Below are 25,471 nucleotides of genomic sequence, written 5' to 3'. Positions count from 1 at the left end.
GATGGCGCGCGAAGACACGGAAGACGCCATTATCGCCTATAAGTCTATTCTGGCGCAAATCATTGACAACAGGCCTTCCGGAACACGCCAGCGCCTTGCGACGGAACTCGGCAAGCATCGCAGTTTCGTAACGCAGATAACAAGCCCGACCTATGCAACGCCGCTTCCTGCCCGACACCTCGCCACGATCTTCCGGGTGTGCCATTTCAGTGCCGCTGAACAGGAGCGCTTTCTGGATGCCTATCAAGCGGCACATCCGGGCAAGCTGCCGGAACTTGGCGCCTCGGAAAAACTGCGGCACCTTTCGCTGATGGTGCCCGATTTCGGCGACGAGAGACGCAACCGGCTGCTTGAGGAGGCGATTGCGGATTTGGTGCAGAAGATCGCAGCAATTTCCGGGCTGCCGGATTAAGCAAGCCCTTGTGGCACATGCAAAAGGATTGGCATGATCATCGCCTTGGGAGGGGCTTGATGAAGAAATTCATGAACACGGCAGAGACTATGGTCGCCGAGAGTATCGAAGGTTTCGTGCGCGCCCATCAGGAGTTCGTTGTGTTCGGCGCCGGCCGCAAATGCATTCGCCGCCGTGAGCTGGTTCCTGGCAAGGTCGCCATCATTTCTGGCGGCGGGGCGGGCCATGAGCCGATGCATATCGGCTTCATCGGTCGCGGCATGCTCGATGCTGCCTGTGTCGGATATATTTTCACATCGCCCACACCGAGCCAGATCGTCAGTGCGATAGAGGAAGCAGACACCGGTGCTGGCTGCCTGCTCGTCGTCAAGAACTACGATGGCGACGTCATGAATTTCGAAATGGCGTCAGAAATGGCGTCAGACCGGCATAAAATTGAAATGGTCCTTGCCTGCGACGACATCGAAACGACGAGGGGCGGCGACGGTCGTGGGCGACGCGGGGTTGCCGGTACGCTTATCACGGAAAGGCTGCTCGGAGCGGCTGCCGAGAAGGGCCGGTCCCTTTCGGAACTGAAGGCCTTTGGCGACAGTCTCTCCTCACGCATCCGGTCGATGGGCGTTGCCCTGACCGGCGTCGCGGTGCCGGACACCCAGCGCACGACATTCGCGCTCGGGCCGAACGAGGTGGAAATGGGCGTTGGCATTCATGGCGAGCCTGGCCATTCAAGGGAGCGGTTCTCCAACGCTGACACGATTGTCAGGTATCTGAGCGAGACGATTCTCAGCGATATCAACCGAAGCACAAACAAAGCATTGCTTCTCGTGAATGGACTTGGCGGCACACCGCCTGCCGAACTCTATCTCGCCTATAATTCTGCGCTTCGCACCGTGTCGGAGTACGGTCTGCAGGTCGAACGCTCGCTTGTTGGCACCTATGCGACCTCGCTCGACATGCAGGGCCTTTCCATCACGCTTGCCTTCCTCACGGATGAGGAGTTTTCGCTATGGGATTCGCCCGTTGCCACCGCTGCATTGCGCTGGAGGTGCTAAGCATCTGGTGAGCAACCGAGAAGGCGCCGCCCACTTGCTCAGGTCGAGAAACTTCGTTCGGGCAGGCGTTTTACCGGGAACTGGACCCCTTCCTGTCGTCCGGGCTCTTCAATGCGTATTCAACGGTGTAGATTCGCACGCGAGGGCGGCTTCCATCACTCGCCTTGCCGAATTTAAGCTTCTCGGTGATGACAGGTACAACCTCATTGCCTCGACCTTTGCCGATAAGCGAGGCGGCGACATCGCCATCGATCACCGTGGGCGGCTCCTGCAGTTCGTCAAGGTAGGCTTGTGTGTCGCTCCAGCCTTCAGATCGCCACGTCTCGATGCGCTCGTCGAGATCGACAGCGCCTGCGTCCTCAAGAATGCCGAGCGCGAGTTCGTGCCGGTCAGGTGCCAGCCCGCGCACGGTCAGCACATGGCCGCCTCGTCGGATCCCCTCGCTGTAGATCGCATGGTCGGCTTCTGGGAACAGAAAATCTTCGAGCTTGTGTGACGGGCCAGGTTTCTCGTCAGCGTTTTCCGTTGCATTTTCCGCCTCTGCGATCAGGCTGATGCTTGCCTGCGGAATACCGGCCGCCCTCAGACTCTCAACCGCCTGTGCGGCGACGTCTCGATCATCAAAGAGGGATGTCAAAGTCAGGGACCGGTATGGGCTTTTGTCGGCTTCGCTTTGCGTCATCGTTTTCCACTCCTTGACCTGACCTGCATCATGCAAAATCCTTGGAAGCCCATAGAGTTCCGGATAGAGCCGGTTTCGTTCGATCGCGGTCGATTATCCCCAGCGGTTCGGACGTTCGTGGAACCTCTCTCATTGACCCCGCGTTACACTGTCCCATCCTTTGCGGTTTCTGCCGACGTCGAGGTTCATCGATGCCAAAAGCAAAATCTGAAAAGCAGACCCGGACGGCGCCGCTGGTTCACGGCGCCGCCGAACTGTCGTCGGTCATCGTCGACGGCCACAGCTCTAAATTGCGCGGCAAAAATGGGTTTCTGGGCGACGACGCCAACAAGAAAACCTTCCAGTTGAAGCTCGAAGAGCTCCGTAAACTGATGCGCATGGACGGGAAGGATCCGCTGGGGCGGACACCGACGAAAGAGCTCTCAAAGAAGAAGATCGATGCTTTCCTGTGCGGTGACGATGTCGGGGCGGTCGCCATCGTCATGGCTGCAATCGAGGGCTTTGCGCAGGATTTTGCTGCTGTGATCGAAAAATTTCTCAAAGACAGCGCTTGGTCGAAAACCGAACGGATCGTTGTCGGCGGTGGATTCCGGCAGGGGCGTGTCGGCGAATTGGCGATCGCCAGGACGCAGATCCTGCTCAACGCGTCGGGTCTCGGCGTCGAGCTTGTCCCAATCGTCCATCACGCGGACGAAGCCGGCCTGATCGGTGCAGTCTATCTTATGCCGGACTGGATGCTGAACGGCCACGAAGCGATCCTGGCTGTCGATATCGGTGGCACCAACGTGCGCGCCGGTATCGTCGAGTTCGGCAAGGGGAAAAGCCGGGATCTTGATGAAACCCATGTGCGGAAATCGATCCTTTGGCGCCATGCCGATGACGAGCCCAGTCGTACCGCCACCATTTCCAAGCTCGCCTCCATGATCGAGGAGCTCATAGGAGAGGCGACAGCGTCTCAGCTGAGGCTTGCCCCGCTGATCGGTATAGGATGTCCCGGAGTGATTGAAGCCGATGGTTCGATCACGCGCGGTGGGCAAAATCTGCCCGGTGGAAACTGGGAAAGCGATCACTTCAATCTTCCGCTCGAACTTAAAAAGGCTATTCCGCAGATCGGCGGCGATGACACGTTCATCATGATGCACAATGACGCGGTCGTGCAGGGGCTTTCTCAGATGCCGCAGATGAAGGACGTTGCGAATTGGGCGGTCCTCACGATCGGCACCGGCCTCGGAAACGCCCATTTCACGAATCGGACGCGTGAGAAGAAGTAGCGCGAACGGCTGGATGCTGCCTCGCGTTCAAACTCGTTGCTTTCGGCCATCCGGGTAGTTGAAATCCCTTTACTGTCTTGCGTCGCGCCCTTGCCTTGAGGGAGGGCACGAGCCGACTGGCGACCGGTCACTTTTGCCGGCTATCTCGAAGTCCCGGGATCCGGGGTCCTTAGGCGGAAGGGGTGCACATGCGGCGGCGGCGACACCGGGTCAAAGCTCTTTGATTTGCGACATTCTGCCGTTAAGAGTGCCTGATCCTTCGGCAAGAGAGAAAATCCTGTGGCAGCAAGCGAATTCCACCCAGCCGAACGGGAGATGACAGGTGGTGGCCTCGCCGGCCGCATTCTAAAGGCGATCGAAACCGTCCTTGGCGTCGCCGCCGCGTCGGTCCTTGCCGTGCTGCTCTTCATGGTGCTGGTCACGGTCTGCATGCGCTATTTCTTCGCCGCCGGTTTCATCGGCGCCGAGGATCTCGGCATCTGGCTGCATGTGCTGCTGATTGCGCTCGGGGCGCCGCTAAGCCTCAATAGCGCGCTTGCCATGCGTCTCGACGTCTTCGCCAATATGATGCCGAAGCGTTTGCATCCGGCAACGCAGGTGGCCGCCGATGTCTTCACTGTGCTCTCCGGCCTTATCCTGAGCTTCGGCGGCTCCGAGATCATGACTATGCTCGGAGGTACTTCCCCGACACTGGGCGTGCCGGAATGGATTCGCTTCGGCTTCCTCGGCGCCGGCGGCGCGCTGATCCTCGTCGTGCTTCTGCTGCAGCGCATCGTCGAAGGAAAGGCGTGGCCGGTCCTGCTCTCCTTTGCTGTCGGCGCCGCGCTCTATGCCAGTATCCCTTTTATCTCCATCGAGCTTGATTGGCCGCCCAGCATCTTCCTCGGGCTGATTGCTGCCATCGGCCTGGTACTCGCGGCACCCCTGCCACATGCCTTCCTGGCCGCGGCCTATGTGGTTATCGCCTTCGGCAGCAGCCTGCCGGAGCCGGCGATCGTCTCGTCGACGGTCACGGGCATTTCGAAATTCCTGCTGCTTGCCATCCCCTTCTTCCTGCTCGCCGGCGGTCTGCTGACGGCATCGGGCGTTGCCAACCAGCTCGTACGCTTCGCCGCCGCCATGGTCGGCCATCGCCGCGCTGGTCTTGCCCAGACGACGCTGCTGACCAGTGTGCTCTTTTCGGGCGCTTCCGGTTCATCCGTTGCCAATGCCGCTTTTGGCGCATCGACCTTCCAGCCGGAACTCGTCCGTCACGGCTATCCGCCGGCCAAAGCCGCGGCGATCATCGCGGCGACTTCGGTGCTGGACAATGTCATCCCGCCATCGATCGCCTTCCTGATCCTGGCAACCGCCACGAATCTTTCGGTCGGTTCGCTGCTGGTTGGGGGCTTCTTTGCCGGTGGGCTGATGGCCATCTGTCTGGCCATTGCCATTCATCTGACGGTTCGCGATCAGACGCCCATCCCGCGGGCCACAGGGGCGCAACGCCGGCAATCGGCCGTCCAGGCGATCCCGGCCTTCGGTCTTGGCGTCATTGTCGTGGTCGGCATCCGCATCGGCATCGTCACGACGACGGAAGCCGCAGCCCTTGCTGCCTTCTATACCTTCCTGCTCGGCATCGGCGCTCGGCTTGGTGTGCTCTCGCTTTATGCCGCCTTTCGCCAGGCGGCTGTCGAAGCGGCAGCTATTGGCCTGCTGATCGGCACTGCCGGTCCCTTTGCGTTCCTGCTGGCTGTTGACGATGTCTCGGGCCTGATCTCTCATCTGACGACGGCGCTCGGCGGCAGTGCGCTTGCCGTGATCTTGCTGTCGAACATCATCCTGCTGGTCGTCGGACTGGTTCTCGATATCGGCGCTGCGATCCTGCTCTTCGGCCCGATCCTTCTGCCGGCCGCCGTCGCCGCAGGCATCGATCCCATCCATTTCGGCGTCATCATCGTGGTGAACCTGATGATACACGGGCTGACACCGCCGCTGGGCATGCTGATCTTCGTCGTCAGCGGGGTGACCCGCATTCCGGCATCCGCCCTTTTCAAGGCGGTCGTTCCCTATCTGCTTGCCCTTCTCGTTTCGCTCGCAATCCTTTGCGTCTGGGCGATCATCTTCTAACGGACAGGATTTCATTCATGGACAGTCTCAATCGCCGCAATTTTCTGAAGACCACGGCGATTGCCGGTACCGCTCTTGCCGCACCGGCTTTCGTTCGCACCGCGGCCGCCCGCACGACGACGATCACCGTCGCTTCGCTGCTTGGAGACGACAAGCCGGAGACGAAGATCTGGATAAAGATCAACGAGCTGGTCGAGGCGAAGCTGCCCGGCCAGTTCAAGTTCAACATCGTCAAGAACGGTGCGCTCGGCGGTGAAAAGGAAGTGGCCGAAGGCGTCCGCCTCGGTTCCATCCACGCCAGTCTTTCCACCGTTTCCTCGCTCTCCGGCTGGGCGCCGGAACTTCAGATCCTCGACCTTCCCTTCCTATTTCACGATGCCGATCATGTCCGCCGCACCGTCAGTGGCAATGTCGGTGCCGATCTGAAGGGCAAGTTACAGGCACAGAATTTCGTCGTCGGCGATTTCATCAATTACGGTGCCCGCCATCTCCTGACCAAGGAGCCGGTGACGCGTCCGGAACAACTAAAGGGCAAGCGCATCCGCGTCATTCAGAGCCCGTTGCATACCAGGCTCTGGAGCGCTTTTGGCACGACGCCGATCGGGATTCCGATCACCGAGACCTATAATGCACTGGCAACGGGCGTTGCAGATGCCATGGACCTCACGAAATCGGCTTATGCAGGCTTCAAGCTCTATGAGGTCGTGCCCTACATGACTGAGACCGGCCATATCTGGGCTTCAGGGATCGTCTATTATTCCTCGACCTTCTGGGGTGGCCTGAATGACGAGCAGAGGGCTGTCTTCCAGCAAGCCTCCACAGAAGGTGCCGCCTACTTCAACCAACTGATTGTCGATGACGAGGCGGCCTCGGTGGAAATCTCGCTGAAGAACGGTGGCAAGCTGCTGAAGCCGGAAGCTCCGGAAGAATGGCAGAAGGGCGCGCAGGGCGTCTGGGACGATTTTGCCCCGATCGTAGGCGGCCTCGACCGCATCAAGGCTATCCAGTCGGCCTGAGGAACCTCTGAACGCAGGGCTGGTCTATCTGCGAGTCTTGCCGAACTTTCGGGGCGATGAAGTATGGGCCTTCGAATTCACGCTGCTTCGTCGTCCAATATTTTCACCGGCCGGTCCCACTGGATCAGCACGACACAACCGGTATCGCTCCAGACCGAATGTTCGGTACCAGGTGCATTGACGATGTAACTGCCGCGCCCGTAGTCGCCCGCCTCGTCGGATTGCACGCCATCGAGGACGAGAATGGTTTCAAGCCCTTCGTGCCGATGGCGGGGAACGGAGGCGCCTGCCTCGTATTTCAGAAGTGCCACGCCCGGCTGGTCGCCTTCGAAAGGCCTGATCCAGTGGATGGTCACCTCATCGCGGAAGGGGCCGAATTTCAGCTCCTTCCAACCGCCCGAGGTGAGCAGTTCGCGGGTGGTTTCAGGCATGGGCGATGCTCTCCAGGATATCGTCGACACTGGCCGTCCAGCCGACGATCGCGCCCTGGGCGCGGATCATGGCGATGGCGGCCGCCTTGAATTCGGGGAAGTAGCTTTCCGTCGCCTCCTCGGCGAGCAGGCATTCGTAACCGCGGTCGTTCGCCTCGCGCATGGTTGTTTGGACGCAGACTTCTGTCGTCACGCCCGCGAATACGAGCTGCTTGATACCCTTGTCTTGCAGAACTTCGCCGAGTTCGGTGGCATAAAAGGCGCCTTTGCCGGGTTTTTCTATCACCACTTCGCCCTTCAGCGGCGCAAGTTCCGGGAGGATTGCGGTGCCGGGCTCGCCAGAAATCAGAATCCGGCCCATGGGGCCTTCATCGCCGATCCTGAGTGTCGGGTTGCCACGGTCCCTTTTTGCCGGCGGCAGATCCGAGAGGTCGGGCCTGTGACATTCCATCGTGTGGATGACCGGCAGACCGGCATTGCGGAAGCCCTGAATGAGACGTTTGACATCTGGCACGATCTTGGTGATGCGGCTGACATCGTTGCCGAGGCTGGCGCCGAAACCGCCCGGTTCGGCGAAATCGCGCTGCATGTCGATGACGACGAGGGCGAGCTGGTCGTGGTTCACCGGAAAGGCGAAAGGCTCTGCTTTGATCTCCGCCATCAGTGATGCCCCGCCATATGCGCGCCGATGACGCCGATATCGGCTGATCGCGCCGGGGTCTCGTAGACCAGCTTGCCTTCGGAAATCACCATGATGCGGTCAGACATTTCGAGCAACTCGTCGAGGTCTTCGGAAAGCAGCAAAACGGCCGTACCGGAATTGCGCGCTTTCATGATGCGGGCGCGGATCTCCGCAACGGCCGAGAAATCGAGACCGAAACAAGGGTTCGAGACGATCAGCAGGTCCACCTCGCCCGTCAGTTCGCGGGCGAGTACGGCGCGTTGCACATTGCCGCCCGAAAGCGCTGCGATCGGGGACGAAGACGATGCCGTCTTGACCTTAAAATCGGAGATCAGGTCTATTGCGCGCTTCTTCATCTTGCCCTTGTTCAGCCAGATCGCATCATTGCCGTCTGCCTTCAGATCGAAGGTGCGGAAGGCGAGGTTTTCACTGACCGTCATGCGTGGCGCACAGGCATTCTGCAGAGGCTCTTCCGGGATGAAGCGAACATTGTTCTTGCGGGTTTCCGGACGCGTCGCGCCGTAAATCGCGCCCTTGACGCTGACGCGGCCAGTATCGGTCGGCCGTTGGCCGGCAAGGATCTCAGTCAGTTCCTTCTGGCCGTTGCCCGATATGCCGGCAATGCCGACGATCTCGCCCGAGCGGACGGTGAGATTGTCGATCTCGATGGTCTTGAGACCGGAGCGATCCGGTGCCTTGACCTGCTCGACTGTGAGGACCGGCTTGGCGCCTTCGGAAATCGGAACGCGGGTGTCGAGTTCGGCAAGCTTGATGTCGCCGATCATCATCGCCGCCATGTCGGCCGTGGAAAGCTCACCCACCTTGCCGCTGCCGACGAGCTTGCCGCGCCGCAGGATGGAGACGGCATCGGCGAATTTCGTGACCTCGTGGAATTTGTGGGAGATCATCAATACGGTCAGCTCGCCGCGCTGTGTCATGCCGCGCACGAGACCAAGCATTTCGTCGGCTTCGGCAGGCGTCAGCACTGAGGTCGGCTCATCCAGTACCAGGAAGGAGCGGCCGAGATAGAGTTGCTTGACGATTTCAAGCTTCTGCTTCTCGCCGGCGGCAAGTTCACTCACCGGACGATCGAGCGGAATCTTGAAGGGCATGCGCTCCATGAAGGCGGCGAGATCCTTGCGTTCCTTCGCCCAGTTGATGATGGCAGGTACTTCGGCGCGGCTGATGACGAGGTTTTCAGCTCCGGTGAGCGAAGGGACGAGCGTGAAGTGTTGATAGACCATGCCGAGCCCATAGGTCGCAGCGTCCTTCGGTGACGCGATTGCCACTTCGCGACCATCGACGGAAAGCGCGCCCGATGTCGCGTGGTAGAAACCCATGATGCATTTGACGAGCGTCGACTTGCCGGCGCCGTTTTCGCCGAGCAGCGCGTGGAAGCTGCCGGCGGGTATCTTGATCGACACGTGGTCGAGGGCGGTGAAGCTGCCGAAGCGCATCGTCATGTCGATCGTGTCGATCCCAACGGCCTTGCCGGCTTGCGGAAGAGGGGTGTCGCGGACTGTGCTCATGGCAGCTGGCTCACAAGGGTTTGAGAGTTGGAGACGGAGCCGAAGACGCCGCCCTGCATCTTGACCATCTTGATCGCGGCGAGGTGGTTGCCATAGTCGGTCGCGCCGCAGCAGTCTTCCAAGAGCAGGCACTCATAGCCGCGGTCGTTCGCCTCGCGCATCGTGGTGGAAACGCAGACGTCGGTGGTGATGCCGGTCAGGATGATATTTTCGATACGCTTCTGGTTGAGGATCAGTTCGAGATCGGTAGCGCAGAACGAACCTTTGCCGGGCTTGTCGATGATCGTTTCGCCTTCGATCGGATAGAGTTCGGGAATGATGTCCCAGCCGGGCTCGCCACGTGTGAGGATACGCCCGCAAGGCCCGGGATCGCCGATGCCAGCGCCGATGCGCTGCGAACGCCAACGCTTGTTGGCCGGCAGGTCGGCAAGATCGGGCCGGTGGCCCTCGCGCGTGTGGATGATGTGATAGCCCTTGGCCCGCATGGCGGCCAAGACCTTCTTGATCGGCTCGATCGGTGCTTGCACCAGCGACAGGTCGTAACCCATGTGATCGACATAGCCGCCCTTGCCACAGAAATCCGTCTGCATATCGATGATGATGAGGGCGGTATTGTCTGGTCGCAGGGCGCCGTTATAGGGCCAGGCATAGGGGTCGGCGTCGATATAATGTCCTTTGGCTTCGACTAAGGCGTCCATCGTCTTCTCTCCTACTCACCCGCGAGTTTGAATGTTTCGCCGTAGCGACGCTCCGGCTTGTCGAAGCCGCAGGACGTACCGTCCGTAACCTTCACCTGATCCTCCCAAGGGAGGCGGTATTTGCCGGCGATGAGGTCGTGCATGTAGGTGTAGGGCGCATCACCGGCACCGCCGGCGACCGCGACGTAGCCACGATGGCCGAACTGGTAGATGTTGTTTTCGACGCCCCAGCCAAGGCGGGCTTCGCGCACGAGATCCGGACGCACCTCGGCGGTAATGATCTCGTTGACGCGGCCCGATGTGCCGTGAGCGATGATCGAGCCGTCGAAATTGCAGATCATGCCTTCGCCCATGCTGTCGAACGTGCCGTCTGAGCCGCACATGCAGACGCTCGCAGTGACCATGAGATTGCAGAAGGCGTTCGACTGGTTGGTGAATTTCCAGCTGTCGCGGATCGGCGCCGTGTAGCCGGCCGTGCGGATCATGATTTCCGCACCCTTATAGGCGCATTCACGCGCCATTTCCGGAAACATGCCGTCATGGCAGATGATGAGCGCGAGCTTCGCGCCCTTGGGGCCGTCGATGACGGGGATGCCGAAATTGCCGGGCTCCCACGGCTCGACCGGCACCCAGGGATGCATCTTGCGGTAATAGAGCTTCAGCTCGCCCCTGTCGTCGATGATAATGCCGGAATTGTAAGGCATGCCCTCAGGGTTCAGCTCCATGATCGAGAAGCAGCCCCAGATCGTATTCTCCCGGCAGGCCTTCTTGAAGGCTGCGACCTCTGGCCCGTCGAGCGTGCACATGATCTCGGGATTGATGTCCATCGACAGGCCGTGCAGGGCATATTCCGGAAAGACGACCAGATCCATGCCCGGCTGATTGCGCCGCGCCTTGCCGACGAGATCGACGATGACCTGCGTCTGGCGCGCAAGGTCTTCTCGTGTCACGGTGACAGGAAGCTGAAGCTGAACGAGGCCGATTCCGACGCCATGTTCCGACTTGTTCAATCCGCCGAGGCCATTCATGGCTTGGCTCCTTTCATGCTATTTCGTCAGGGAAAGCGCGCCGGGCGCGCCGGCGAGCGAACGTGTGGGTGAGGAGGTCGCGATCATGATGACCAGCGTCAGCACGTAGGGAGCCGCGTAGAAGAGGTAGTAGCCCTGCGTGACGCCGACCGATTGTAATGCCGGGCCGAGTGCGCCGGCACCGCCGAAGAGAAGAGCGGCGAGGAAGCAGCCAATCGGATTCCAACGGGCGAAGATGACGAGCGCCACGGCCATCAAGCCCTGGCCGGACGAAATGCCCTCGTTCCAGGAGCCGGGATAATAGAGTGACAGATAGGCGCCGCCGATGGCGGCCAGCGAACCGCCGACGGCGGTGGCGAGCAGTCGCACGCGATCGGGATTGATGCCCATGGCGCGGGCGGCATCGGTGCTGTCGCCGACGACGCGTAGGATCAAGCCGATCCGGGTATTCTTGAAAGCCCACCAGAGGATGAAGGCGAGGGCAGCCCCAAGCAGGAAGAGCACGTTGATATTCAGCGCGGCCTGGATCTGGGGCATGCTGGACCAGAAACCAAGCTGTATTGCCGGCAGGTGCGGCGCGGCCGGCTGGATGAAAGGCTTGCCGAGGAAGAAGGCAAGGCCGAGCCCGAACTGCATCATGGCGATACCGATGGCGATATCGTTGACCTTCGGCCATTTGCAGATCCAGCCATGGACGAGACCGAAGACGGCGCCCGTCGCCATTGCCGCGAGTACCCCGAGCCACGGCGAATTGCTCATGACCGCGACGGCATAAGCTGTCATCGCACCGAAGACCAGCGTGCCTTCAAGCCCGAGATTGATGCGGCCGGAGCGCTCGGTGATCGTCTCGCCGAGGCTGACGAAGATGAAGGGCGTGGAAACGCGGATGGCGCCTGCGAGGATCGCCAGGGGCACGCCCCATATGCCGATGCCTGTCTCTTCCATCAGAGGCTCCTTTTCCAGAGGTCGGGATTGAAGATCTTGAAGCGGCCGTAAAAGGTCTCGCAGAATAGGATGACGATGAAGAGCGTGCCCTGCAGCACTAGAACGGTGGCATCCGGCAGGCCCATGCGGCGCTGGATGAGGCCGCCCGAAGCATCGATACCGCCGAGCAGGATCGCGACCGGAATAATCGCCAACGGATTGTGGCGCGCGAGGAAGGCAACGAGGATGCCGGTATAGCCGTAGCCTGCGGCGAGCGAGGCATTGGCGCTGCCTTGAACTGCGGCGACCTCGACCATGCCGGCGAGCCCCGCGAAACTGCCGGCGATCGCCGTGAATCCGACAATAAGCTTGCCAACCGGAAGGCCCTGGATCTGGGCGGCGCGGACATTGCCGCCGGCGACGCGGGCGGCAAAGCCGAAGCTCGTTACCTCGATCAGGATCCAGGAGATAATGCAGGCGACGATGCCGATGACGAGGCCCCAATGCACGTCCATGCCGGGAATATTGCCGAGCATGTAATCTGGGGGCAGCGGCTTGGTGGACGGCTTGTTGAGACTGGCGGGATCACGCAGGGGCCCTTCGACAAACTGGTTCATCAGAGCGATGGCAATGTACGATAGCAGCAGCGATGAAATCGTCTCATTGACACCGCGATAGTGGCGGAGGAAACCGGCAAGGCCGATCCAGATGCCGCCGACCACCATGGCGGCAATGCCCATGAGAATAAGGGTCAGGAAGACAGGGGCAGTACCGGCAAGCGGCATGGCCATGGCCGCGGCAGCAACGCCGCCCAGCACGACCGCTCCTTCCCCGCCGATGATGACGAGGCCGAGGCGAGCGGGCAGGGCGACGCAGAGTGCCGTCAGGAGAAGGGGTGCGGCACGGCTCAAGCTGTTTTGCACCGAAAACCAGCTGCCGAAGCCGCCGGTATACATAAGCTGGAAAAGCATCGCCGGCGATTTTCCGATCGCCAGGATGAACAGGGAGAAGAGCGCAAGACCGATCAGGATGGCCGCAAGACCGATGACGACTGGTTCGGCACGGCGCGCAATCCATTCGAGGACGGGGCGCAACGATGCCGGCTTTCCGGAAACAACTGGGATTGCGGGATCATTGGCCTGGACGGTCATGGCGCTTCTCCCTCTACGGTCTACGCCGTCGATCCGACGACGCCCTCGACCAGATAATTCATGCTCTCGAGCTCGATCGCGTCTTCGGCATAGCTCTTGTCGGCAGTCACAACTGAACTGCCCTTGTTATCCTTCAGCGGTCCCTTGAAGACCGAGAAACCGCCCTTCATCATTTCCGCATGGGTTGCTTCGAAGGCCCTGCGGCCTGCCTCGGAAACGCCGGGGCCGAGCGCGCTCATCTTGACAAACCCGTCCTTCAGGCCGCCGCGAACGAAATTGCCGAGCTTTTCGCCGGCCTGCGCCTTCTTGACGAAATCGCTGTAGACATTGCCCCAGGCCCATTCGGCACCGGTGAGATATTTCTCGGGGGCAAGCGGGCTCTGATTGGCGTGGTAGCCGCAGATGAAGGCTCCGCGGCCGGCGGCCGTTTCGACGACGACCTTCGGGCTGTCGACGTGGCAGGTGATGACATCGGCACCCTGATCGACCAGCGCGTTGGTGGCTTCGGCTTCCTTGACGGCGAGCGACCACTCGCCAGTGAAGATCACCTGGCAGGTGATAGCAGGATCGACCGTGCGGGCGCCGAGCAGGAAGGCGTTGATATTCTGCAGAACCTGCGGGATCGGCTTTGCCGCGACGAAGCCAAGCTTCTTGCTTTTCGTCGCATGGCCGGCGGCGATGCCGTTCAGATACTGGCCCTGGAAGATATAGCCGAAATAGGAGCCGGTATTGGCCGGGTTCTTGCCCTCCTGCCAGAGGCCGCCGCAATGGCGGAACTGGATATCGGGATATTTGGCTGCCACGGCCAGCATGTGGGGATCGAAGTAGCCGAAGGAGGTCGGGAAGATGAGCGTCGCACCGTCCAGATTGATCATCGATTCCATCGTCTTCTGAACGTCGACGGTCTCGGGCACGTTCTCTTCTTCGACGACGGTGATGCCAGGCAGCGCCTTGACGGCAGCCGCGCCCTCGGCGTGCGACTGGTTGTAGCCATAGTCATCCTTTGGGCCGACATAGATGAAGCCGACGGTCAGCGCGGTCTGCGCAAGGGCGCGCGAGGAGAGGATGCCGGGGGCTGCGCCGACCAGGGCGGTGGCAGCGGAAGCCTGAAGGAAATGGCGACGGTTCATGGAAAGGAGTTTGGTCATCAGAATGCTCCCCTTGCGGCGTTTCGCCGGTTCATTGGTTACGGAAAAGTGTATGCAATGACCGTGCCAGATTTCATTCTATTGAATTCATTGAAAATATTCGAACGCCTGCAAAGTGCTGTAAAAAGTGTATGCAATTTTTAGTCACGTAAGATCAAAAACTATGCAGAGTCTATAAAATCAGCTAATTTTGGCGTCAGATGCTTCAGAATGAAAGTGAAGGGGACATGCAAAGGGCAATTTCCTTGTTTTAAACAAGAACTTGCTGTGCTATTTGACTTTGCCGTGCTAGCAATGCATGTGTATGCATCGCTCAATTGGCAGAATCATTCCTTGAAGCAGGTCAGGCGCAGAGAGATCATCCGGACAGGAACGACCGTCGAGCAGATGGTGCGGGCAATTGCTGATATGATCGTGACCGGGCAGATACTGCCGGGCGACAAGCTTGACGAGATTTCACTGGCGGCTCGTTTTGAAGTGTCGCGGACGCCTGTGCGCGAGGCGCTTCGCGAACTCGGAGCAATGGGGCTCGTCGATCGCGAGCCGAACCGCAGCGCTGTCGTCACCAATGTAACCGAGACCTACTTGCATTCGATGTTCGAGGCGATGGCCGAGCTCGAAGGCGTTTGCGCACGTCTAGCCGCCGAGAGGATGACGGTTGACGAGCGGCGTATGCTGGAAATCGAACATCGTGCGTCTGCACGGCTCGTGCATCAGGGTGCGGAAGAGGACTATGCCGTTCACAATACCGAATTCCACACCCGGCTCTATCGCGGCGCACACAACGAGCATATCTATGAGCTGGTAACCCAAAGCCGGGCCCGGCTCGCGCCTTTCCGGCGCGCGCAGTTCCGGCTGCCGGGTCGGCTCGCGAAGTCTTATGACGAGCACGACGTCATCGTCACCGCGATCATGCGGGCAGATGGTGCCGCCGCTGCAAAGGCTGCCTATTCGCATGTGGAAATCGTCAGCGATGCCAGTGTGGTCTTCGCCTCGGCGAGAGAGAAATAGCTAGCGCAGCCGTCGGAAGCCGCAAGGTTCGGAGTTCAGGCGTTACCAAACGCGGACACGCAAAATTGCTGATTGCGAGATTGCCGACGAATTGACAACATCCAGATCGCTCCATAAGCCAGCTTGCGACCGGCAACTAAAGAGGGAGCGACAATGTCGATCTGGATCGGGCGAATTCTGTCAGCACTGGTTGTTGTTCTGCTTCTTGCTGATGCGGCCACCAACCTTTTTGCACCTGATTTCATACGGACGGAAATGGAAGCAACCGGTTTCCCCGTCAACCTCGCCCCGGTGCTCGGCATGATTATCGCGATCTGCGCGATCCTTTATGCTGTTCCGAAAACAGCTTTCCTTGGTGCTATACTGGTGACCGCTTTCCTCGGCGGCGCCATTTGCACGCACTTCCGTCTGGGCGAGTTTTTTTACGCCACCCCAGATCGTAAGCTTGCTTCTCGGGGCTGCCACCTGGGGCGGCCTTTATCTGCGGGACCAGAGACTGCGCCAGTTGATACCACTGAATATAGTCTGAGCCTGCGGCGATCTCGCCGCGGAGTATGGAAGCGGCCGGTACTCTCCTCGCCCTTCTACAAGGCTGGCGGAATTCTGGCCGGCGACCAGACACTGTTGCGCCTACCGGCTGCGATTTTTTCTCAAAGGAAATCGGCGACTGAGACTTCAGGTCCTCAGCCGCCGACAAAGACCTCGTCCGATGGACGTTCCCGTCAAGGAAAAGGCTCGCCCTCGGCTGAGGGCGAGCGAGAACCATCTACAGGAGTGGAATTCTGTATCGATGGGTGAGGCCGATCCGGCAGGGAACCGAACCGACCTCCTTCTTCTGAATTGGAGGTCACCAAAGCAGAAGCCTGTGATGAAAAACCCCAGGATGCGATCCCGGGGTCTTCAATGTTCAGATTAGAACGAACGCTGCAGGCGGAAGTAACCCGTCGTGAAGTCGTCGCTATCTTCCGGATCCAGGTACTGGACGGAAGCCTTGGCGTAGAAGTTGTCGACGATCTGGTAATCAACCGTCAGACCGACCTTCCAGGCGTCGCCGGTACCGTCGAAGTCATCCGGAACGGTGTCGAACGCGCTGTGACCGCCGATGTAGTTGCCGTAATACTGAACACCAGGAGTGATCTTCAGCTTGTCCGTTGCCTTGATGGCGTATTCGGCAGCAACTGCCCATTCAGCCGTCGAGTAGTAGGAGTTCGGGCCGCTGGAGTAGACAGCAGCGAGGCCGAGCGTGCCCGGGCCGAGTTCAGCCGTACCCATAGCGCGGATTGCGCCGTCTTCGTTGTCGAAGTCCCAGCCGCCGGTGATCTGGTAGCTGAAGGCGCCAGCCGTGCCGCCGATGCCGAAGGCAACGCCGACATTGTTCGGGCCGTCGTTGGGGACGAGTTCGCCGAGGGCCGGATCGAAGTCACCCTGGTATACGCCGTCTTCCAGTTCGTCGACGCTGATGCCGGCGTAGAAGGAACCGGTTTCGTACTGATAACGGATCGAGTTATGCAGCGTTACGACAGAACCGATATCGTCGGTTTCGCCGGAGAGGCCATCGTCCCACCAGGAGTAGAAGAGACCAGCGCGGAAGCCCGCGACGTCGAGGTAAGCGGAGTCGAGGATCGTGTCCTGGTCCGTTGCATTGTCGGCATTGGCCTGGAGAACGATAACGCCGGTGAGCGGACCGTACTCGGTGTCGCTCTTGGCCGTGAACTGAACCTGACCACGGGTTACAGCATCCCAGTCAGAGTCGTTGTCACCGCCGACGTTCGAGCCGACGTTGACCTGGAAACGGATGTAACCTTCGATCTTCAGGCAGGTTTCCGTGCCCGGGATATAGAAGTAGCCGGTGCCGTAGGCGTCGCAGACGCGAACGTATTCAACCGGTTCCGGCTCGGCAGCGACGATTGCGTCTGCTGCGAATGCCGGTGCAGCGATGAGGGCAGCTGCGGAACCAAGCAACATCATACGAATGTTCATGGAAAGCCAATCTCCTAAGTTCGAGTGCGTTCCACGAAAGAACGTCCCCTCTGATAAAGCCCGATTAATTCGGTAAGGCCTAAAATAACCGAAAGGCAGGAGGGCTCAACAAGGAATGGTCTCATTTTACAGAGAATTCTAACTAAACCGCCATGTGTGTGACAGAAGTACAACACTCCTTGGGCGGGTATTAACAAGACGTAAAACAGAATGGCGAAATATGGCTATATTAGTACGACTTAGCCGGATTGGCCGAGCGCAAATGGGGCACGGCGGTCTGTCGCTGAAGCCTGAATCAATCAAATATCCTGCTGCCGCGAGCCTGTATTTGCCCATCTTGAAGGGCTGCCGAGAGAAAGTGCGGCTGAAATATAGGTTTTATGTGGCAGGCGGGACCGCCAATTCGACGGTGCCGCAATTCGATTTCTTGTGACGATTCGCGGCGGCCGAGGCAACGCTACAAGGCTCCAAAGGAGGCGCTCTGCTCCGCGTCCGGGAAACTCAGACCTGCGCTCGCCGCGCTTCAGGATCGGGGATCGGAACGGCAGCCATCAGGGCCTTCGTGTAATCCTCTGCCGGGTGTTCGAAAATTTGACGGCGAGTGCCGGTTTCGACGATCCTGCCGCTACGCATGACGGCGACCTTATGGGACATGCGTTCGACAACCGCCATGTCATGCGAGATGAAGAGATAGGAGAGCCCCATGCTCTCCTGCAGTTCCAGCATCAGGTCGAGCACGCGGGCGCGCACGGAGACGTCGAGTGCCGCAACGCTTTCGTCGGCAACGATGAGCTTGGGTTCAAGTGCAAGTGCGCGCGCAATGCAGATGCGCTGGCGCTGGCCGCCAGAGAATTCATGCGGATAGCGTGTGGCGGCGTCCGTCGTCAGACCGACGCGGCGCAGAAGTTCCGCAACTCTGTCCTGCCGCTCGGACTTACTGGCGATACCGTGTATGACTAGCGGTTCGGCGATCGCAGCGCCCACCGCCATGCGAGGGTCGAGCGAGGCATAGGGATCCTGAAAGATCATCTGCGCCGTGCGGCGTATGGGCTGCATGTCTCGATGGCTGAGCCCTGCGATGTTGCGGCCGTCGATGACCACATCGCCCGTGAAAGGAATGAGGCCGAGCACGGCCTTGCCGGTCGTCGATTTTCCCGAACCGCTTTCGCCGACGAGGCCGAGGGTTTCGCCGGGCAAAATATCGAAGGAGACGTCGCTGACTGCCGCGGCAGGCGCCTTGCCCTTGAAGAGAAAGCTCGCAGCACCGCCATAGGTGACATTGAGACCACGCACATTCAGTACTGGTGTGCGATCGGGACGCAAGGTCTCGACGCTGCGTGAGGTGATACGCGGCGGGCCGTCCGTGCCTGCAAACGCGCCCAGGCGTGGTACGGCGGAGAGTAACTGCTGCGTATAGGTTTGCCGCGGGGTACGGAAAATGCCGACGGCCGGGCCCTCCTCGACGATGCCACCATTCTGCATGATGATGACGCGGTCGGCCATTTCGGCGACGACGCCCATGTCATGGGTGATCAGGATGATCGAGGTGCCGAATTCTGATTTCAGCTCGCGCATCAGCTTCAGGATCTGCGCCTGTACGGTGACGTCGAGCGCGGTGGTGGGCTCGTCGGCGATCAGCACCTTGGGACGGCAGGAGAGCGCCATGGCGATCATCACGCGTTGCCGCATCCCGCCGGAAAGTTCATGCGGATATTGTTTCAGGCGTTTTGCCGGATCGGTGATCTGCACCGCATCGAGCATCTGTAATGCAGTCGCTTCGGCGTTCTCGCTGCCCTGATGCTCGCGGATCGCCTCCGTCAGCTGTGCGCCGATCGACATGACCGGGTTGAGTGACGTCATCGGCTCCTGGAAGACCATGGCAATATCGCCGCCGCGCACGCCGCGCATGGCCCTGTCGGAAAGTTTCAGCAGATCGCGTTCGCCGAGCATGATGCTGCCGGAGGCGACTTGAAGCGAGGCCTTCGGCAGCAAGCCCATGATCGACAGCGACGTCACCGATTTGCCCGAACCGGATTCTCCGGCAAGGCAAAGCGTTTCGCCGCTCGCCAAATCAAAGCTGATATTTTTCAGAACCGGTTTGCGACCTTCCGGCGTTCGCGCATCGACATTGAGATTGCGAACGCTGAGGATAGGTGCCGAGGGTATGGCTTCAATCACGCGAATACGATCCTAGGGAAGTAGAAGGAGACGACCCAGTTCGGCATATCGACGATTTCGCTGATGCGCAGATCGCCACAGACGGAGCAGAGCAGATAGGCATCAACCGCGCTCATGCCGTGTTCTGCGGTCAAAAGATCGATCATGCGCATGACGCTTTCGCGAGCACCCGTCATCAGGTCGGGGCCGATGCCGGTGGTCACTTCATAGCCGGCGCCGTCGAGATGGCGGGTAACCGGCTCGGTCGTGGTGAAACGCGGTGTCTGCAGGCGTGCATCTTTGACGAGCTCGATCGTTGCCTCGACATTCATCTGGCTTTCGATCGCCGTTCCGCAGACTTCACCGTCGCCCTGCGCGGCATGCGTGTCGCCGATAGAGAAGAGTGCGCCTTCGACCTCGATCGGCAGATAGAGGGTGACACCGGCCGTCAGGTCACGAATATCCATGTTGCCGCCGACGCGGCGCGGCGGCACGACGGAATGGGTGCCTGGCTCGGCCGGAGCGACGCCGATCGTGCCGGCAAAGGGCTTCAGCGGCACGCGGCCGCCAGGGCCGTAAAGGGCCGGCGTCATGCTGTTTGCATCATAGGACCATACGTGCAGCGCCGGTTCCTTGAACTGGTCGGCAAGCAGGCCGAAGCCCGGAATATTGGCCGTCCAGCCGATGCCCGAGGGAATGAACTTGCGGAGCGTCACCTTCAGCGCGTCGCCTGGCTTGGCGCCTTCCACGTAGATCGGGCCGGAAACCGGGTTGATCTTGCCGAAATCCAGATTATTCAGTGTTTCCAGCGTCGCGTCGCTGCCGAGCTGACCGCCGGAAGAATCCATGCATTCGAAATGGATGGTTTCGCCAGGCTTGGCGACAACAGCCGGTGCGAAATCCTTGTTCCAGCCGAAATTATGCTGGGCGCGGTGAATCGTGTGGGTGCAGGCAATGCACATAAGGTGTCTCCCTCGATTTTATGAAGCCTTCCCGGCCGAGCCGGGAAGGCATTGCTTCCTTAAGGCTTACTGCTTCACGTAGATCGCGTCGTAATTGATGACGCGGGTCGGGTCGATGTAGATGTTGTCCGCACCGCCCATCCGCAGCGATTTGGCGACGACGCGGCGTTCGTTGATGACGGGAACCCACGGCGCATCGGCCATGATGTCGGTGAAGACCTTGCCCCAGGCAGCGATGCGCTCTTCAGACTTGGCCGGATCGGACATGGAGTCGGCCGCAACCGCACGCTTGTCGAGATCGGCGTTGCAGTACCAAGACCAGTTCCAGCCACCCTGAACCGCACCGGCGCAACCGAGGATCGGGCCGTAGAAGTTGGACGGATCCGGGAAGTCGGCGATCCAGGCCATGCCACCCGACCAGATCATCGGCGCTTCGCCTTCCGTACCGCCGGCCGCGATGACATTGGCCTGCGCAAGCGCACGAACCTCAGCCTTCACGCCGATCGCTGCGAGATCCTGCTGGATCGCTTGGGCGATACGCGGTTGCGGATCGGTATTGGTGGAATAGAGCACCGTTTCGAAACCATCGGCAAAGCCTGCTTCGGCAAGCAGCGCCTTCGCCTTGGCGACATCATAGGCATAGCCGGTGAAGGACTTGTCGTAACCCGGCATCAGCGGCGGCAGCGGCTGGTTGGCGGGCGTTGCGCGACCGTTCAGGATGCGCGTGACGCGGTCCTTGTTGATCGCCATGTTGACAGCCTGTCGCACCTTGACGTTGTCGAACGGCTTCACCTTGGTGTTGAGCGTGATGTAGCCGGTGTGAAGCTGTTCGCCATCGACGATCATCTGTGCGCCATCGGCGGAGTTCTTGATTTCCAGGAACTTGGCCGGGGGGATGCCGTCGCCGGCAATATCGACTTCGCCCTTCTGCAGGCGCAGCAGCGCAACAAGAGGCTCCTGGCCGACTTCGACCGTGAAGCTGTCGAGATACGGCATGTTCTTGACGAAATAATCCTTGTTGCGTTCAAAGACGAGCTTCTGGCCGATTGTCCAATCCTTCAGCACGAAGGTGCCGGAGCCGACGGGCTTCTTGCCGAAATCGCCACCGGCCGCTTCGACGGCCTCCTTCGGTACGACCGAGGCGAAGTTGATGGCGAGAACGTGCAGGAAAGTGGCGTCCGGGCGCGAAAGATGGAAGACGACCGTGCCGTCATCCGGCGTCTCGATGCCGGAAAGCGTTTCGGTCTTGCCGCCCGTTTCATCGTCAAAGCCCTGGATCGCACCGAAGAAGCCGGCACCAGGGCCTTGCGTCTTGGGATTGACGGCACGCTCGATCGAGTACTTTACGTCTGAAGCAACGATTTCGCGGCCGTTGGTGAACTTCACGCCCTTGCGCAGCTTGAACGTATAGGTCAGGCCATCGGGCGAAACGGTAAAGCTCTCGGCGAGCGACGGGACGAGGTTCGGCGTGCCGGGCTCGTAATCCATCAGTCGCGAATAGAGGCTTTTGATCATCGACCAGTTGACCCAGTCATAGCCGATCTGCGGGTCGAGTGTGGTGATGTCATCCTTGTAGGTAACGACGATATCGCCGCCCTGCTTGGGTGTTTCCTGCGCCTTGGCGGCGATAGGGGCAAGCGCCACCATCGTTGCCATGGTTGTGTGTCGAAGCCAGCGTTTGAACATTCGGGTTCCCCTTCTTTGGTTGCTGTCAACGTGTACGGATGCGTGGATCGATAAGCGGCGCCACGAGATCGGCGAGCAGATTGCCGATGACGATGGCAAGTGCTGATGTCAGCGTGACGCCCATGATGATCGGAATATCGACCTGCTGAATGGCCTGCCATGCGAGCTGGCCGATGCCGGGCCAGCCGTAGACGGCTTCGACCACGACCACGCCGCCCATGAACTGCCCGATATCGATGCCGATCATGGCGATGATCGGCAGGATGGCGTTCGGCAGGGCGTGGCGGAAGATGATGCGGCGCGAGGACAGGCCCTTGGCGCGCGCGGTGCGAACATAATCCTGATTGAGCACGTCGATCATCGCTGATCGCACCATGCGTGCATACCAGCCGGCGCCAAGGACGCCGAGGGTGGTGGCTGGCAGCACGACATGGGCGAACGTGCCGTAGCCGCTCATGGGTAGCCATCCGAGCGTTACGGCAAAAACATAAAGAAGCAGCAAGGCAACGACGAATTGCGGTGCCGAGACGCCCACGAAGGAGGCGGTCATGACAAGCCGGTCGATGAAACCGCCGCGACGGACCGCGGCGAGCGTCCCGAGCGTCAGGCCGAGGGCCACTTCCACGAGAATGCCGGCCAGCATGAGCACGAGCGTTGCCGGCAGGCGGGCGGCGATCAGCGTCCAGACCTCGGTCTTCTGTGCATAGGAGCGGCCGAGATTGCCGTGCAACAGGTTGGAGAGATAGGTGCTGAACTGCACGAGCAGCGGCTGGTCAAGGCCGAGTTCATGGCGGATGTTGGCAACAGTTTGCGCCGTGGCGCTGCGGCCGGCGATCATGCGCGCGGGATCGGCCGGCAGCGCATAGAGCAGCACGAAGGTGATGGCGGCGACGCCAAGAAGAATGAGGGATGCCTGAACGAGCCGGCGAAGGATAAGGAAGATCATCAGCCTCTCCCGCGCTGGGTCGGATCGAGAATGTCGCGCAGCGCATCTCCGACGAGATTGAAGGAGAGTGCCGTCAGCAGGATGATCGCACCAGGGAAGAAGACGAGCCACGGGGCAGCCTGGAAATAGCTCTGGCTTTCGAAGATGATGTTGCCCCAGGATGGCTGCGGCGGCTGTACGCCGATGCCGAGGAAAGAAAGCGTTGCCTCCAGCAACACTGTCGTGGCGATGCCGAGCGTGCCCCAGACAATCGCCGTCGGCACCAGATGTGGCAGAATATGCAGGAAGAGCACGCGCATGTGCCCGGCGCCGAGCGAGCGCTCGGCCATGATGAAATCACGTTCCACCAGTCCGCGCGTCTCGGTATAGACGATGCGGGCAACCTGTACCCAGTTGACGAGCGCGATCACCATGGCGACGATCCAAAGGCTCGGCTGCAGCAGCGCGGCAAGCACGATCGCCAGCAGCAACGCCGGAAATGCCATCATCAGATCGGTGAAGCGCATCAGGATATTGCCGACGATGCCACGCATGTAGCCGGCGAGGATGCCGATCAAGAGGCCGATCGCAACCGCGATGCCGTTGGCGACGAGCCCGATGACGAGCGAAGTGCGCGCACCGAAGAGCATGCGCGAGAAGAGGTCGCGCCCCAGCGTATCGGTGCCGAGCAGATAGGGGCCGCCGGGCGGTAGCGGCGCGCCTTCCAGCGACAATCCGTCGAACATCTGCTCATCGGGATTGAAGGGCGCAATCCAGGGGGCCGCCACCGCAAGGCCTATGACGATAAGCACGACGACAAGGCCAAAAAGGGCGGTCGGCTGCCTTAAAATGGCTTTCAATACTCGCATTCAACCCGCCTCCGGCAGCGGTTCTATGCCGCCGATGATGAAGGCAGCGATCTGTTCCATCGGCAGCCGGCGACGCATGGCGCAGTTACGCAGGATCGAATAGGCGCGCTCCTCATCGACGGCGTGCGCCTTCATCAGTTTTTCGACGGCGGCATGTACGAGCGGGCGCAGGCGTATGCGTTCCTCCAGATATTGAAGGCGCTCGGCGACACTCTTGCGCTCCTGATGAATGGAGACGGCCATGACAAGGGCCGGATAGACCGCGGAGGCTGCAATCGGCTTGGCGATAACGGCGCCGGCACCCTGGCTGAGCGCCCAGGCGATACGGCCAGGCGCTTCCGAGCCGAGCAACGCGACGACGGGACATGTCGGAGCCGCACCGCTCCAGGGCAGGAGACCATCAAAACCCTGGTCGGCATCGACGATGACAAGGTCGGGTACGGCTGCGGCTGAAAGTGGCGCCCACTGCAGCGTGGCCGACAAGCCCAGCAGACGCAGCTGACGGATCAGCCTTTCGGTATTGCCATCCTCGCGGTGCAGGACGACGGCATGCCAGCCGGTGAAATTGGGTGTTTGCTTCATGATACCACCCGCAATCTCGGCGAAGACGCCTTGCTGCGGCCGGTCAGATAGGGATCGGCGGCGAGCGGCGGGCGCGAGGCGATCACATCGAAGCCGTTCTGAGCATTGATGCAACCGAGGTGGAAGGGCAGGGCCGCGTGGTTCGTCTCACGGTCGATGTTGAGCGCGCCGAAAGGTGTCGCCCAGCTCTTGCCGTACAATTCCCTGCGTACCGCAGAAGGCTCGTCAACCCCGGCCGCCACAATCGCATCGACGCAGAGCCGCACGGCTGTATAGGCACTGGCAAAGACGCTGGAGATACGGCGTTCGGCACCAAAGTGGGCCACGATCCGCTGCTTGAATTCGGCGTTTTCGGATGTCGCGATACTGTCGAAATAGGAGGCGGCACAGAGCTGGCCAGTCGCGGCCCCCGGTGCGATATCATCGAGCTCGCATTCCATCAGGTCGCAGCTGACAACAGGGCAGTTCTCCGGCCGGAAGGCGGGGTCGCGATCGGCAAGCCGCCGGATCGCTTCGTGGAAGGCATAGCTCGACGGCCCGATCAGATTGTTGAGGATGAAGCTCGGACGGCGCTGCTCGATATCGGCGACAATGCGCTCGACTGCGGTTTCCTCAAGCGGCAGATAGCGCTCTCCGAGGACCTCGCCACCGGCATTGGCAGTGAGTTCACGGGCAAGCCGATTCATCTCCCAGCCCCAGACATAATTGGCGCCGACGAGATAGGGCCGGTTGCCGTAGCGTGGGATCAGGTGCTCAAAAAGCGGCAGGAGATGCTGGTTGGGGCAACCACCGACATAGATGACATTCTCATTCGCCTCGAAACCCTCGTAGGGACACATGTACCAAAGCAGCGCGTCATGTTTTTCGATAAGCGGGATGACCTCCTTGCGGGCGGCCGAGGTAATGGTGCCGACGATATGACGGCAGCCGGCACGCAGCAGACGACGGGCACCTTCGAGATAGGCGGCAAGATCAGCTTGCGGATCAAAGAAGACCGGTTCGACCGGCCGACCGCTCGTCGCGGCGAATTCGGCAATCGCGAATTCTGCGCCATCGCGTGCGTCGCGCCCCATCGAGCCGTAGGGGCCGGTGGTGGAGTAAAGAATGCCAATTTTCAACGCATCATTCATCTTCAAGCCAAAAACCAAAAAACCCCATGAAAGCGT

Annotated in this window: 23 protein-coding genes and 1 pseudogene; 7 read left to right on the top strand and 17 right to left on the bottom strand. The window is 60.3% G+C overall.

Translation table 11 applies throughout. The annotated features are described in order from the left end of the window. The first annotated feature begins 1 nt into the window (after position 1). Both LVY75_05925 and dhaK read left to right on the top strand, forming a co-directional pair. The gene (locus LVY75_05925; protein ID XAZ19691.1) at positions 2–412 is read left to right on the top strand and encodes a hypothetical protein; all 411 of its coding nucleotides are present in this window, start codon (positions 2–4) and stop codon (positions 410–412) included. A 59-nt stretch (positions 413–471) separates the two neighbouring features. Then, complete coding sequence (gene dhaK, locus LVY75_05920; GenBank protein XAZ19690.1) at positions 472–1,464, top strand: dihydroxyacetone kinase subunit DhaK; 993 nt, start codon at positions 472–474, stop codon at positions 1,462–1,464. 70 nt (positions 1,465–1,534) lie between these two features. On the opposite strand, the gene LVY75_05915 is transcribed toward dhaK, so the two are convergent. Beyond that, positions 1,535–2,146, bottom strand: coding sequence for a hypothetical protein (locus tag LVY75_05915; protein XAZ19689.1), 612 nt, complete (start codon positions 2,144–2,146; stop codon positions 1,535–1,537). A gap of 191 nt (positions 2,147–2,337) precedes the next feature. Between LVY75_05915 and LVY75_05910 the strand changes: the two genes are divergently transcribed. The 3 genes from LVY75_05910 to LVY75_05900 all read left to right on the top strand — a co-directional run bounded on the left by LVY75_05910 (position 2,338) and on the right by LVY75_05900 (position 6,542). Further along, positions 2,338–3,417 (top strand): ROK family protein, encoded by a 1,080-nt coding sequence (locus tag LVY75_05910; GenBank protein XAZ19688.1) that lies wholly within the window; start codon positions 2,338–2,340, stop codon positions 3,415–3,417. Positions 3,418–3,696: 279 nt separating this feature from the next. After that, positions 3,697–5,526: a TRAP transporter large permease subunit gene (locus LVY75_05905; protein XAZ19687.1), complete on the top strand. Its 1,830-nt coding sequence runs from the start codon at positions 3,697–3,699 to the stop codon at positions 5,524–5,526. A gap of 17 nt (positions 5,527–5,543) precedes the next feature. Then, entirely contained in the window at positions 5,544–6,542 is a 999-nt protein-coding gene (locus LVY75_05900; GenBank protein ID XAZ19686.1) for a TRAP transporter substrate-binding protein, read from the top strand. Between the two features lie 77 nt (positions 6,543–6,619). Here the strand turns inward: LVY75_05900 and LVY75_05895 are convergent, their stop codons facing one another. Genes LVY75_05895 through LVY75_05860 form a run of 8 tightly spaced genes read right to left on the bottom strand, consistent with a single transcriptional unit; the run spans position 6,620 to position 14,133 of the window. Next, positions 6,620–6,973 carry a cupin domain-containing protein gene (locus LVY75_05895; GenBank protein XAZ19685.1) on the bottom strand — a complete coding sequence of 118 codons (354 nt, stop codon included), beginning with the start codon at positions 6,971–6,973 and terminating at the stop codon, positions 6,620–6,622. Further along, a complete protein-coding gene (locus tag LVY75_05890) occupies positions 6,966–7,634 on the bottom strand; it encodes a cysteine hydrolase (GenBank protein XAZ19684.1) in 669 nt (222 codons plus the stop codon). The genes LVY75_05895 and LVY75_05890 overlap by 8 nt, the downstream gene beginning before the upstream one ends. Continuing rightward, entirely contained in the window at positions 7,634–9,184 is a 1,551-nt protein-coding gene (locus LVY75_05885; protein ID XAZ19683.1) for an ABC transporter ATP-binding protein, read from the bottom strand. The genes LVY75_05890 and LVY75_05885 overlap by 1 nt, the downstream gene beginning before the upstream one ends. Beyond that, entirely contained in the window at positions 9,181–9,882 is a 702-nt protein-coding gene (locus LVY75_05880) for a cysteine hydrolase (protein XAZ19682.1), read from the bottom strand. Before LVY75_05880 ends, LVY75_05885 begins: the two co-directional genes overlap by 4 nt. 11 nt (positions 9,883–9,893) lie before the next feature. Next, positions 9,894–10,910 carry a formamidase gene (locus LVY75_05875; GenBank protein XAZ19681.1) on the bottom strand — a complete coding sequence of 339 codons (1,017 nt, stop codon included), beginning with the start codon at positions 10,908–10,910 and terminating at the stop codon, positions 9,894–9,896. An 18-nt stretch (positions 10,911–10,928) separates the two neighbouring features. Next, positions 10,929–11,855, bottom strand: coding sequence for an ABC transporter permease (locus LVY75_05870; protein ID XAZ19680.1), 927 nt, complete (start codon positions 11,853–11,855; stop codon positions 10,929–10,931). Further along, complete coding sequence (locus LVY75_05865) at positions 11,855–12,985, bottom strand: ABC transporter permease (protein ID XAZ19679.1); 1,131 nt, start codon at positions 12,983–12,985, stop codon at positions 11,855–11,857. Before LVY75_05865 ends, LVY75_05870 begins: the two co-directional genes overlap by 1 nt. 20 nt (positions 12,986–13,005) lie before the next feature. Then, positions 13,006–14,133 (bottom strand): BMP family ABC transporter substrate-binding protein, encoded by a 1,128-nt coding sequence (locus LVY75_05860; protein ID XAZ19678.1) that lies wholly within the window; start codon positions 14,131–14,133, stop codon positions 13,006–13,008. Positions 14,134–14,427: 294 nt separating this feature from the next. Between LVY75_05860 and LVY75_05855 the strand changes: the two genes are divergently transcribed. Both LVY75_05855 and LVY75_05850 read left to right on the top strand, forming a co-directional pair. Further along, positions 14,428–15,144, top strand: coding sequence for a GntR family transcriptional regulator (locus LVY75_05855; GenBank protein XAZ21334.1), 717 nt, complete (start codon positions 14,428–14,430; stop codon positions 15,142–15,144). Between the two features lie 153 nt (positions 15,145–15,297). Beyond that, positions 15,298–15,673, top strand: a pseudogene (locus LVY75_05850) (DoxX family protein). 383 nt (positions 15,674–16,056) lie between these two features. Here LVY75_05850 and LVY75_05845 read toward each other — a convergent pair. The 8 genes from LVY75_05845 to LVY75_05810 form a co-directional block, all read right to left on the bottom strand. Next, entirely contained in the window at positions 16,057–17,124 is a 1,068-nt protein-coding gene (locus LVY75_05845) for a porin (GenBank protein ID XAZ19677.1), read from the bottom strand. Between the two features lie 501 nt (positions 17,125–17,625). Further along, positions 17,626–19,302, bottom strand: coding sequence for an ABC transporter ATP-binding protein (locus tag LVY75_05840; GenBank protein ID XAZ19676.1), 1,677 nt, complete (start codon positions 19,300–19,302; stop codon positions 17,626–17,628). Next, positions 19,299–20,243 (bottom strand): acetamidase/formamidase family protein, encoded by a 945-nt coding sequence (locus LVY75_05835; GenBank protein XAZ19675.1) that lies wholly within the window; start codon positions 20,241–20,243, stop codon positions 19,299–19,301. Before LVY75_05835 ends, LVY75_05840 begins: the two co-directional genes overlap by 4 nt. Positions 20,244–20,309: 66 nt before the next feature. Beyond that, positions 20,310–21,929 (bottom strand): ABC transporter substrate-binding protein, encoded by a 1,620-nt coding sequence (locus LVY75_05830; GenBank protein XAZ19674.1) that lies wholly within the window; start codon positions 21,927–21,929, stop codon positions 20,310–20,312. 25 nt (positions 21,930–21,954) lie between these two features. Next, positions 21,955–22,875: an ABC transporter permease gene (locus LVY75_05825; GenBank protein ID XAZ19673.1), complete on the bottom strand. Its 921-nt coding sequence runs from the start codon at positions 22,873–22,875 to the stop codon at positions 21,955–21,957. After that, positions 22,875–23,723: an ABC transporter permease gene (locus LVY75_05820; GenBank protein XAZ19672.1), complete on the bottom strand. Its 849-nt coding sequence runs from the start codon at positions 23,721–23,723 to the stop codon at positions 22,875–22,877. The genes LVY75_05825 and LVY75_05820 overlap by 1 nt, the downstream gene beginning before the upstream one ends. Beyond that, the gene (locus LVY75_05815) at positions 23,724–24,305 is read right to left on the bottom strand and encodes an ANTAR domain-containing protein (protein XAZ19671.1); all 582 of its coding nucleotides are present in this window, start codon (positions 24,303–24,305) and stop codon (positions 23,724–23,726) included. It abuts the gene before it with no gap. Next, positions 24,302–25,435 carry a transporter substrate-binding protein gene (locus LVY75_05810; GenBank protein XAZ21333.1) on the bottom strand — a complete coding sequence of 378 codons (1,134 nt, stop codon included), beginning with the start codon at positions 25,433–25,435 and terminating at the stop codon, positions 24,302–24,304. Before LVY75_05810 ends, LVY75_05815 begins: the two co-directional genes overlap by 4 nt. Positions 25,436–25,471: the final 36 nt, after the last annotated feature.

Source organism: Sinorhizobium sp. B11 (assembly GCA_039725955.1).
Lineage (GTDB): Bacteria > Pseudomonadota > Alphaproteobacteria > Rhizobiales > Rhizobiaceae > Rhizobium.
Note: the sequence above shows the minus strand (reverse complement) of the source record. Positions and strands in the feature narration are given on the sequence as shown.

Bases quoted from the DNA above. Each gene is read 5' to 3' on its own strand.
- LVY75_05885 (XAZ19683.1), bottom strand. From the start codon at position 9,184: ATGAGCACAGTCCGCGACACCCCTCTTCCGCAAGCCGGCAAGGCCGTT.
- LVY75_05880 (XAZ19682.1), bottom strand. From the start codon at position 9,882: ATGGACGCCTTAGTCGAAGCCAAAGGACATTATATCGACGCCGACCCC.
- LVY75_05825 (XAZ19673.1), bottom strand. From the start codon at position 22,875: ATGATCTTCCTTATCCTTCGCCGGCTCGTTCAGGCATCCCTCATTCTT.
- LVY75_05870 (XAZ19680.1), bottom strand. From the start codon at position 11,855: ATGGAAGAGACAGGCATCGGCATATGGGGCGTGCCCCTGGCGATCCTC.
- LVY75_05820 (XAZ19672.1), bottom strand. From the start codon at position 23,723: ATGCGAGTATTGAAAGCCATTTTAAGGCAGCCGACCGCCCTTTTTGGC.
- LVY75_05830 (XAZ19674.1), bottom strand. From the start codon at position 21,929: ATGTTCAAACGCTGGCTTCGACACACAACCATGGCAACGATGGTGGCG.
- dhaK (XAZ19690.1), top strand. From the start codon at position 472: ATGAAGAAATTCATGAACACGGCAGAGACTATGGTCGCCGAGAGTATC.
- LVY75_05815 (XAZ19671.1), bottom strand. From the start codon at position 24,305: ATGAAGCAAACACCCAATTTCACCGGCTGGCATGCCGTCGTCCTGCAC.
- LVY75_05875 (XAZ19681.1), bottom strand. From the start codon at position 10,910: ATGAATGGCCTCGGCGGATTGAACAAGTCGGAACATGGCGTCGGAATC.
- LVY75_05845 (XAZ19677.1), bottom strand. From the start codon at position 17,124: ATGAACATTCGTATGATGTTGCTTGGTTCCGCAGCTGCCCTCATCGCT.
- LVY75_05860 (XAZ19678.1), bottom strand. From the start codon at position 14,133: ATGACCAAACTCCTTTCCATGAACCGTCGCCATTTCCTTCAGGCTTCC.
- LVY75_05865 (XAZ19679.1), bottom strand. From the start codon at position 12,985: ATGACCGTCCAGGCCAATGATCCCGCAATCCCAGTTGTTTCCGGAAAG.
- LVY75_05835 (XAZ19675.1), bottom strand. From the start codon at position 20,243: ATGTGCATTGCCTGCACCCACACGATTCACCGCGCCCAGCATAATTTC.
- LVY75_05895 (XAZ19685.1), bottom strand. From the start codon at position 6,973: ATGCCTGAAACCACCCGCGAACTGCTCACCTCGGGCGGTTGGAAGGAG.
- LVY75_05890 (XAZ19684.1), bottom strand. From the start codon at position 7,634: ATGGCGGAGATCAAAGCAGAGCCTTTCGCCTTTCCGGTGAACCACGAC.
- LVY75_05810 (XAZ21333.1), bottom strand. From the start codon at position 25,435: ATGAATGATGCGTTGAAAATTGGCATTCTTTACTCCACCACCGGCCCC.
- LVY75_05855 (XAZ21334.1), top strand. From the start codon at position 14,428: ATGCATGTGTATGCATCGCTCAATTGGCAGAATCATTCCTTGAAGCAG.
- LVY75_05925 (XAZ19691.1), top strand. From the start codon at position 2: ATGGCGCGCGAAGACACGGAAGACGCCATTATCGCCTATAAGTCTATT.
- LVY75_05915 (XAZ19689.1), bottom strand. From the start codon at position 2,146: ATGACGCAAAGCGAAGCCGACAAAAGCCCATACCGGTCCCTGACTTTG.
- LVY75_05900 (XAZ19686.1), top strand. From the start codon at position 5,544: ATGGACAGTCTCAATCGCCGCAATTTTCTGAAGACCACGGCGATTGCC.
- LVY75_05910 (XAZ19688.1), top strand. From the start codon at position 2,338: ATGCCAAAAGCAAAATCTGAAAAGCAGACCCGGACGGCGCCGCTGGTT.